The sequence below is a fragment of the Nostoc sp. FACHB-892 genome (genome assembly GCF_014698795.1).
Lineage (GTDB): Bacteria > Cyanobacteriota > Cyanobacteriia > Cyanobacteriales > Nostocaceae > Nostoc.
On record NZ_JACJTR010000045.1, the window covers coordinates 36,337 to 46,139 of the forward strand.

Sequence of the window (9,803 nt, forward strand, 5' to 3'; positions counted from 1 at the left end):
CCTGCCTTCTCAGATTTCCAAATCAGTATCCATCACTAGGAGCCATATCATTTGCATAGCGCGTTGTCAGCCAGGGCATCTGCTCAAAGTCGCGGATGCCGTCTATGATGCGGTAATACTTGGGGTTCCCTTGAAATAGCCAGTAGGTCATTGTTTGGTAGGTTTCCTTGATTGTGTTTGGTGGGGAGCGATCGCACTTGATATGATTAATTTCCTTCATTAATAATCAAATTTTCGTAGTCGTGCTAATCCTCCCCCTGTTGTGCAATCTGCCATTCCATATAAGGATTCTGAATAAAATTCAGTGTTTATAATGAGCCAGTCAGCAGTATACAACTTACCTTTAGCTGCAAATTGTCCAGTAGTATTGGTAATGCGATTATTTCTAAAGCTTAGAGAATGTTCAATCGTACCAGAGATTTCTTTATAATCATTTTTTAGATTTTGTATTTTTCTTAGGGCAAATTTTAAAACCGAATTATTTTTACTTACCGCACAAGCATAGTTAGTTTTCATATTAAAAGAAATAATCAATTTATCATCAGTCATTAAATACATTACTTTTTCTTTATCTGTATCCGATATTTGCGCTCTGACTGGCAAAAGAATAGTCAGGAATATAATACAAGTTATACTTGAAATAATTCTTAGTTTTTTCATATTAAAAATTGTGATTTATAGGTTAAATTTGAGAACTATCGCCTCCGACACACACTTTACGCTATCGCACCCTTCACATTTCCTCGCTTGTATGTGGTTTAAACCACTCATAGCAAATCAACTTAATGTCTTTTTGCTGGATAATTTCTACTGGTTTTATGTCTTGGTCATCTGCAAGTTCCTCATATTGGTCAGTATCTACAAAATATTCATCTAATTCAGAAATGAGTAAAGTAACATTTTTATGTTGTTTGAACATCTCCCAAATCGCCTTAATGTCTCGCTCATAGCTACGGGAATTAACTGTGGTGATTACCTTTAATACCCGTTCCTTGGTTTCTTCATCAATTGGTTCACTTTGAAATAAATCAGGTTGGGTGAGGGCATGATGAATGTTTTGCAGGAGCTTTGGCATTTGTGGTTTAATGCCTTTAGCTGTTTGCTGTTGTTGGAAAGAGTTAAACAGATTGCCTATGGCTCTTTCTAAAACAGGGAAAATGCGGTTATCAAACTGGACTGGTGGTAATTCATCAGGTTTGGGAAAGTCTGATTGTTGGCATTTAAGCCAGTTAAAAATGGTGCGTTTGTCACTAATCAACCTATTAGGGTCTAGGGAGATAGCATTATCAATGCGTGGGTAAAAATGCCAAAAGTGCTTGTCTTGTACCTGAAAAGCAAAGAATATTCCCCCATCAGGAACGTTGGGATGGGGTATGGGTTTATTCCAGGTGCTATGAATTCCAAATGGGATATCATCAATTAGTTCCTTACTGGCTTGTTGTAAAAACTCTAGTAACGGTAATCTCATCTCATCTAGGGATACCAAATCAGATGCTTGTTCTAGTTCCTCTAAAATGGCTTGTTTTTCTGCATCGCTGTCAGCCATCTTAAGTTTGTACAGTTCATCTAATGATTTACCAGAAATAGTTTCACCTAGTACGCTACCGTCTAACCCTACTTCCCGGTCAATAGTGGCAATGCGTTCTTGTAATCTTCTAACTAGCCCTAATAATTTCTCTAGTCCCTGTTCTGGAAAGCAATTGTAGATAAACAACTCGTCATAATCAGTGCCTAAGCGGTCAATTCGTCCTGCCCGTTGAATCATGCGTACTGGGTTCCAATGCAGGTCATAGTTAACTAACACTCCAGCATCTTGCAGGTTTTGACCTTCTGATAGTACATCTGTACACACAAGAATATCAATTGGGTTTTGTTGCAGTAGAGTTAATTCCTCATCACTATCAGTTTGAACATTAGCTTTAGGTGCAAACCGTTTAACTTTCTCTTCCCGTTGTTTACCAGGGGTTGCACCAGTCAATAACTCAATCACAGGGGCTTGAGTGTTAACCGTCATTTGGGATAACCAAGCTGCATCTGTAATTAATTGTTTATATAAATACTCAGCCGTATCTTTAAAGTAGCTAAATACTAAAATCTTTTTACCTTGCAGTTGAGTTTTGAGCAGTTCTTTAAATGCCGCTAACTTGCGGTCATAGTCTGTGTTAGCTGCGGCTGAGGATTCAATTTTTTCTAAGGTGATAATAATATTGTTTAAAATTGCTAAGTCAGCTTGAATCTGCTGTTTGAGTTGATTTAGATCATAGTCTTTAGAGTCAACTTCACCTAATGACTCAATAATGGCATTAACTGATTTACCTTCTTCTTCATCTTCAGCAGCTAATACTAACTTACGAAAGTTTTTACTATCTAATAGCTTCCCTTGTTGGGTGAGAATTTCATAAAAATTAGTCTGAAAGTCTCGCTGGTTGCGAATACTATTTTTAAAAGCAAGTAGTGAACTTTCAAATCGTTTAAAATAAAGGGCTTTTTGGAGGGCAACTAGGGCATCATTACGCTTGACTTCATTTTCTTCCCCTTTATCCTTGCGCTTTTTGAAAGCTTTAATATTATAAGCAGGTAGGTTAAGCTTGTCAATTTGAGTGGCTATCCCCGTATACAGCCCAGCAAAGCTATCTTCAAAGTTATAGGTGAACTGTTCTAACTGGCGTTTAGGAAAGTGAATCAATTTACCATTAATGCGAATTTCTTCACCTGCTTGTTGCCTTCTAATCACGTCCTGGCGGCTGCGTCTCACCATTGTTTGCATGAGGAGTTCTGTAATTTCTACCCCACCTTTAGCTAAGGCTTTAAAATAAGTCTTGAGGTTAGAAATACCCCATTCTCGATAATAAGTTTCACCGCCACGGGTAATTAGTAAAATTTGATGATAAAGGTCAAATATACTGTTATTAATAGGGGTAGCGGTTAGTAACACCACCCGTTTATTACGTTTACCACTGCTGACTAGCTTTAATAAATTGCGGTAGCGATTGGTGGCACTGTTGCGGAAATTGTGGGATTCATCCACCACCACGATGTCATAACGCGCGTAATCTTGAACATTAAAGCTTTGACGGCTGATTTCTTCATGTGAGATAATATCAGCTTTAATGCCAAATTCATCTAGTTTTTTGTCCCACACTAATTTTTTAAGTTGAGCCGGACAAACTACCAAAGCACGAGGCACAAATCTCGGTTTTCTCAGTTTAATTAGGTAATAGTCCAGCAGCCGCAAACCAATAAAGGTTTTCCCCAAACCCACAGCATCAGCAATAACACAGCCATCATGTCTTTCTATGAGTCTGACTGCTCTTTCAAATCCCTCTTGTTGAAAACTGGCTAGTTCTAATGAGGTGCGATCGCTCTCGCCAATGATGGTATCTTCCTTAAATAGTTCGTATAGTGCCTTGAGAAATACTTGATAGGGGGTGTAAGCTTTACTGCCAAATTTGGAGGCGTTGAGGGCATCAATTAACTTGGTTTTGTAATCAACATCAACACTAGGGTCATTCCAAAATCCTGCAAACCAGTTATGTCTGAGGTCGTGAGCGATCGCACCAATTTTGTTGACAACGTTTAACTCGGTATTCCCTTCTAAGCCGGCTGGGGTGAAGTTTGAAGACCCGACGATGCTGTAATTATTGAAGATATAGGCTTTGGCATGAAGAAACTGATTTTTATCTCCATGCGCTCCAAACAGTCTCACCTCAACGTCATGCCTTTGCAGATAGGCAATCATGCGCTCTATCTCATTCTGGTATTTAGAATTTAGCGGTTGGTTTTCTAACTCCTCTTGAATGTTTTTCTTAAAGTAACGGATTAAGTCAATGCGATCGCTTTCTGCTGGTCTAATGGTGGGGTCACGTCCAATGAGTAACCGCAGGCTGGTTAGTTGGTTCATGGCAGCTTCTAGGCGTACCCATGCCTCGATGCGGAAAAATCCGGTGGCGATGTCGAGGACAATTTGGTGTTCGTCCTCAATTAGGGTTTTGAGGATGTTTTGGAGTTTGTAGCGGGAGTTGTCGATGTAATCTGGTAGAGGCATTTTAGTAGTTAGTAATATTAATTATTCATTAAAATACTGCTCTTAGTCCGCCAATTATTCCAACAATAATTAATGCTAATACTAAGCAGCCACAACCAATCTCTAATCGGTTTGATTCTTCTGTAACTTTAAGTATTGTTCCTTCTGGGTACAGAATATTAAAACAAATCATTACAGAAGCAACGGATAAGACCCAAATTTGAAGAGTATTAAAATCTTTAGAATTTGGATCATCTTGAAATTGGCTATCGAATCCGAATGTCAGAGCTATTAATGTAGTATAAATTTTACTAACTGTTTGCCTATCATTTGGCAAACCGAATCTAACAACAGCGTTGGGACAAATTAGCCCGACAATCCAAGATAAAGTAAATAAAATTTCAAATTTCTCTGTTAATGTTCTAGGTTCAGAATCATCTATCACGAGGCAAAACCAAGATATTAGCCCCCATATTGCTAATTTAATTAAATTGAGAAATGGATTTGATTTAACATTCTCTGTACTAGTGTTGATTGCTTCAGATTCATTATCTTTTATAGGTATAGTTTTTACTTCAATAGTCGAATATTTTTGCTCATCAACAACTTTTTCTAATTCAGGCTCAATTATTTTTTTTTGATTATTGCCTTGAAAATTTATATTAACAGACACACTTACATTGACATCTTGACCATCAATATTGGTAGATGTTTCATATGTTTGTGAAATAGAATTAACTAAATTATCTGATGTCAAATTTTCAGTAGAGTTATTTAGAGAACTTGAGTTTTGCTTATTTTCTTGTTCATTCATAATTATTCCCCCCTAATAATCTTCATTTCCTCAGCCGTCAACCCATACAGATGAGCTACCCTATCATCAATCTCTGCTTCCCATTTCTGTACATCTTGACCTTTGGCATCAACGCATTTTTGAACTAAGGCTTTTATGGTTAAGCGGTTGGGTTCGGAAGCGGTGGGAATGGGAATTTGAAATAGGTTTTCTTTGTAGGCTTGTAGATATCCGTTTTGTAAATCAGTACAAATTTGCTGAATAAACCACCATCCTGATGAGGAATTGAGTATTGCTGTAACATATTCATCAGAACCAGTAATCATGTACAGTGCATCATTATGATGAATTTGGTTTCTGTCAAATGCAAAATTAGCCTGATTCATAAAGCGTCCTAATATAATTTTTGGTGCTTGGAATTCTTGCCAGTAATTAGCAGCACACCTTTGCATTGCATACCACTCATATCTAACTCCTGTTTCTGCTTGATTACGTGCAGATAATTTATCTCTAAACTGAGCTAGATGATTGTAAAGTGCTGGATATCTTGTTTTAAATTCTCTTTCTGCTCTTGTAGAAGCTCCTGTAATAGAATTATCTTCATGTAGGGGGAAATGCCAAGGGATAAATAACAACCACAAATCAGGATTTTGAACACACCAGCGCTTAACATCTTTACCTCGACAATATGGCCTCATTACCTCAGCTGATGATTCATGTTCAGCAATCAACCTATCCCGTGTTGCTCTATCTACAACAAATGCTTCATTTAAACCTGTCAAAATTCCTCTATAAAACCTACCATTTACATACTCGCCCAATGGTGTACCTGCACTTCTTAACTTATCCAGCAACCGCAACACAGATGGAGACTCTAACCGCCAGCCATCAGATCCTAATTCTTTCTGAGGCATATAAAAACTTTGATTTTTATACACCGAGGTAAACTCATCAACAGACTTACCAACTTCCCAATTCAGCACACGAGCTTGGTGATCGTTTGGCTTATTCTTACTAACCAAAATAATGCTGGGGTATGCGATCGCTTCAAATACTGGTGCATCACCAAAATCAATCAACACCTGCACTTGTGACTTTTCACCTAAAAATTGACGCAGTTTTTCACCATAGCCTGCACGGAAGTATTTGTTAGACGTGATGTAAGACAAATGCCCTCCAGACTTGAGCAGCCTAAACCCACGCTCATAAAAGTAAACAAAGAGGTCAGATACCCCGGTGTAACATTCATATTCTGCTTGAAGGGCTGGCTTGAGTTCTTTAATCTGCTCTTGTCTCACATAAGGCGGATTACCAATCACAATATCAAACCCACCCTGCTGCTGAAATACCTCATTAAAATGCAGATGCCATTGGAAGAAGTTAAGCGATCGCATCCCCTTTTCTACTTCAGCCGCAATCCTGCTTAATTCCTGCAACTTGGCACTGATAACTTGTTGCTTCTGAGTTTGGGCGCGGCTAGCTTTGCCCTTCAAACGTCTAATATCCTGCTCCAAATTGCGCTGCTCAATCTGCCAATACTGAAGACGGTCAGCGATCGCAACTCGAAACACGTTCTTCTCAGCTTCTAAAATTTTTCCTCTAAGAATCTTGCGCTCCTCTGCATGAGCCTCAAAATACTCATGTCGCAAGTTTATTAAGGGCTGAATGGCTGATTGCACAGGGGTGACATTCAGCATTGTCTGCTGTTGTTTGGTAGGGTCAGGAATTAACTGCTCACCTTGAATAGTAGAAATGAGGGAATCTCCACGCATTAGCTTGTAATCAAGGTTGGGCAGTGGTTCCACATCATCAACATCAGGAATATCCACCACCAGCGACAACCACATTCGCAGCTTGGCAATTTCCACCGCTTCGGGCTTAATGTCTACACCATAGAGATTATTAGCAATAATGTCTCGCTTCCATTGACTGATAGTCAGACTACCCCGTTGTACGGGTCTACCGTCTGTTCGATGAGCGATCGCTTGCTTGAGTGACAAAATTACTTGCATCATCCCCATTGGGAATGCACCAGAACCCACAGCAGGGTCACAAATTCTCACAGAGTTTAGTGCAAGCTTTAGCTTCTTAGCCTGCTCTTTGGTCAACAGTTGGTTAATATCCTGTCCAGGTAGTTCGAGGTCATATTCTGTAAGTTGCTTGACTGCTTCCAAGTCCATACCTGTTTGGTCTGCTAGGTAGCGGCTTAGAGATTCCACACACATGAACTGGACAATACCTCTGGGAGTGTAGAAAGTGCCACTTTGCCCTCGTTCCTCAGAGGCCAGCATATTCTCAAATACTTTACCCAGCATCTCAGGGTCAACGGCGACATCTTCATCACCCTGGACATTTTCTGAAACGGTGAAGTTATAGCTATTAAAGAACTTTAAAATACCTTTGTCGCCACTGGGGTCAAAAAGAGAGTTAGGCAATTCAATTTGAGGGGGTGTTTCAACTCCGGCAGAGTCAACTATGTCTTCGCCATAATCCCGGTCAAACAGTCCGCCATTGAGATAAGGAATTTTACCCCAAGGGGAATCCATATTTGGACGTGGTTTGTTGAGCATTTCAAAAAACAACGGCTCTAGCACCTGATTATAAAAATCTGTGTCTTCTAGGTCTGAGCGTAGTTTGTTGTATTGATTTTTCAGAAAATTGCGATCGCCTGCCAAAAATTCCTTTTTCTGCAAAAAGTAAAGGAACATAACTCGCCCCAAAAGGCGTTGAGAGAACTGATGCAGCCGATTGGAGTCACTAAAGTAGGAATGCTGGTTGTGAGATTTAATAACCCGTTGCAGTTCCTCAAAGATTTCTCGATAACCCTGATAGAACTCTTTAGTCAGCTTCTCTACATCAAAGGCTTCACACTGTACCTTATACAGTTCTTGGGGAGAAAGATTTCGGGCAGCGATCGCATCTAGACGGTCACGGTCGTAGTTGGTGGGATTAGCCCTGTCAATTAGTAATTTGCGGATACTAACTTTTAAATTCAGGTCAGCATCAAAGGTTTTGCGGGGATTGACCAACATCAATTGGTCATAGTTTTTTGTACCCAACAGGAGAAAATTAGAGGGTCGTCTACAAAGACTTTGAGCCAGCGATCGCATTCTGTTGCTAGCGACACTAGGAGATAGCCACTCGTTTTCTTGAAGTTGAAACAGTAATACTTGCAGCGACTCATTACCATGCTGATGATCGGCAATCATGTATGCGTTCCAAATGGCTTCTGCGCTCCGAGCAGGTAGCTCCAAGTCATCAATAGCTAATTGTTGAGCAGAAGCGTTGTAGCCAATTTTCTGAAATAAAGATGCTACGTTTTCTGGATTCTCTATGTGCCTGACATCATCTAATTGGAGTAGTCGCCCCTTCATTCCCGTATTTCCCTTGACTAAAAAATTACTTCTCCCAAACCCTTGCTGTGTATCGACCGTAATTAATCTGAATAAAGCAGCTTAAATCTGCGATGGGCGAAACCCAACGCTCACATCAAAACTGAGCAAACAATTAATTCGGTAAATACTTAGCCAATAAATCCTGACCCTGACTCCCCATCTCATCAAGCTTCTGCTCAATAAGCTTTATCGCCATCGGCGACGGTTTAGAGCGTCCATTTTCCCAACGATTAATCGTCGTATATGTTACGCCGAGAGTTGCTGCAAACTGTTCTTGTGTAAGCCCAGCCAAAAGCCGCAAATCATAGATGATCTGCCCCACCTCTGGCTGGTTGATAGCCAAGGGTTTTTTGATAGTCATTTAACTTCTAAACTTGATTCACTAGCTTAAGTAGCTGGTGCTATGTTATTTGTTAAATATTAGTCATGCTAAATCTGTCCAGCCACCGTGTATACACTGAAAGATATTTTTCTAGTAAAATTTATTACTTGAATGAAGGTGAGTTTTTTAAGTGATGTTGAACTTGAATTCAAGCGTTCGCATTCAGCGTCTCGTAGAGAGGAAACGAAAGCAACGCGTAAGCGATCGGCAAAGTAGGGAAAATTTTACTGCAAAATTTTACTGCATTTTATCTGGAGTTAGAGTAGATGCAGGAAATTTTGCTTTGCAGTTGGCAGCTTGCAAAAGAGACTTAATGGGAAAAGTCAGTTACTAGATGAAGATTAATTCTATCAGTCGGAAGATGGTTTAAATGGTTTAAACCCTTTGCGAGGCACATGCTCCCATTTAATGCCTTCTGGATCTCGCTCTGAAGTCCATTGAGCGAATTCTTTGCTAGACAATTTTCTAGCTTTTTGATTGATAGTGATTGGGGAGTATGAATTGTAACTAAGCCTGCCGTCGGGTAAAGGCCGCCTCAGCCTATCTCCTAATTGCTTTGCTGTAAGTATTTCAGGCAGATCAGGTTTCTGCTTAACTTTGGTATTTTTAATCTTTGTGTCTAATTTTTTGGGTGTTGTTATAGCTTCAACTTTAGGTTGAGGTTGAGCATTAGTTTGCTGATTAGTTTTAGTTTGCTCTTCTAGATTTTCTATTCTTAGGGACAGGGCTTCGACAGTTTTTTGTAATTCCGAGATTACTTGAAGCTCGTCAGCAATGCGATCGCGGACAAGCTCAATCAAATCAGCCTGTGAGACGTCAGTTTTAAGACCGAGGGCGACTTTGCATTGGTTGAGAATCCACTGGGTGTAGGAGATGTCTTGTTTTGCGGCAGCAGTTTGAATATCTTCCAGTAATTTAGGATCAATTCTGAAGTTGACTTGGGCTTTAGGAGTGGGCATAAAAATAAAAGAGTAAAAGATAAAAGAAAGGAAAAAGAAAGAAGTATTGGGGTTAAGTAAATAAGTAAAGTGGATTGCTATACAAATCCTAGTGTAAAGTAATTGCTATACAATTGCTAGAAAAATAATATCTAGCATAAAAAAAGAAAAAAGTCTAGTTGTAAAGTGAATGCTAGACAAAAAAGAGAGACTAGGCCACTAAGCGACTAACCCAGTTAAGCGACAGAGCGAGCCGGAGGCGACGCGGCGG

General features: G+C 39.7%; 7 protein-coding genes. All 7 read right to left on the reverse strand.

Going from position 1 to position 9,803, the window contains the following annotated elements; all coding sequences use genetic code 11:
- Positions 1 to 22 precede the first annotated feature (22 nt).
- The 7 genes from H6G96_RS33060 to H6G96_RS33090 all read right to left on the reverse strand — a co-directional run bounded on the left by H6G96_RS33060 (position 23) and on the right by H6G96_RS33090 (position 9,553).
- Complete coding sequence (locus H6G96_RS33060; RefSeq protein WP_199339818.1) at positions 23 to 220, reverse strand: hypothetical protein; 198 nt, start codon at positions 218 to 220, stop codon at positions 23 to 25.
- Positions 220 to 660, reverse strand: a complete 441-nt coding sequence (locus H6G96_RS33065; protein WP_190917560.1) for a hypothetical protein — start codon at positions 658 to 660, stop codon at positions 220 to 222. Before H6G96_RS33065 ends, H6G96_RS33060 begins: the two co-directional genes overlap by 1 nt.
- 73 nt (positions 661 to 733) lie before the next feature.
- Positions 734 to 4,045: a helicase-related protein gene (locus H6G96_RS33070; protein WP_190917562.1), complete on the reverse strand. Its 3,312-nt coding sequence runs from the start codon at positions 4,043 to 4,045 to the stop codon at positions 734 to 736.
- A 28-nt stretch (positions 4,046 to 4,073) separates the two neighbouring features.
- Positions 4,074 to 4,838, reverse strand: a complete 765-nt coding sequence (locus H6G96_RS33075) for a hypothetical protein (protein WP_190917564.1) — start codon at positions 4,836 to 4,838, stop codon at positions 4,074 to 4,076.
- 2 nt (positions 4,839 to 4,840) lie between these two features.
- On the reverse strand, positions 4,841 to 8,191 hold the full coding sequence (locus H6G96_RS33080; RefSeq protein WP_190917566.1) for an Eco57I restriction-modification methylase domain-containing protein: 3,351 nt from the start codon (positions 8,189 to 8,191) through the stop codon (positions 4,841 to 4,843).
- A gap of 133 nt (positions 8,192 to 8,324) precedes the next feature.
- Positions 8,325 to 8,573, reverse strand: a complete 249-nt coding sequence (locus H6G96_RS33085; protein WP_190917569.1) for a helix-turn-helix transcriptional regulator — start codon at positions 8,571 to 8,573, stop codon at positions 8,325 to 8,327.
- A gap of 371 nt (positions 8,574 to 8,944) precedes the next feature.
- Complete coding sequence (locus H6G96_RS33090) at positions 8,945 to 9,553, reverse strand: hypothetical protein (RefSeq protein ID WP_190917571.1); 609 nt, start codon at positions 9,551 to 9,553, stop codon at positions 8,945 to 8,947.
- Positions 9,554 to 9,803: the final 250 nt, after the last annotated feature.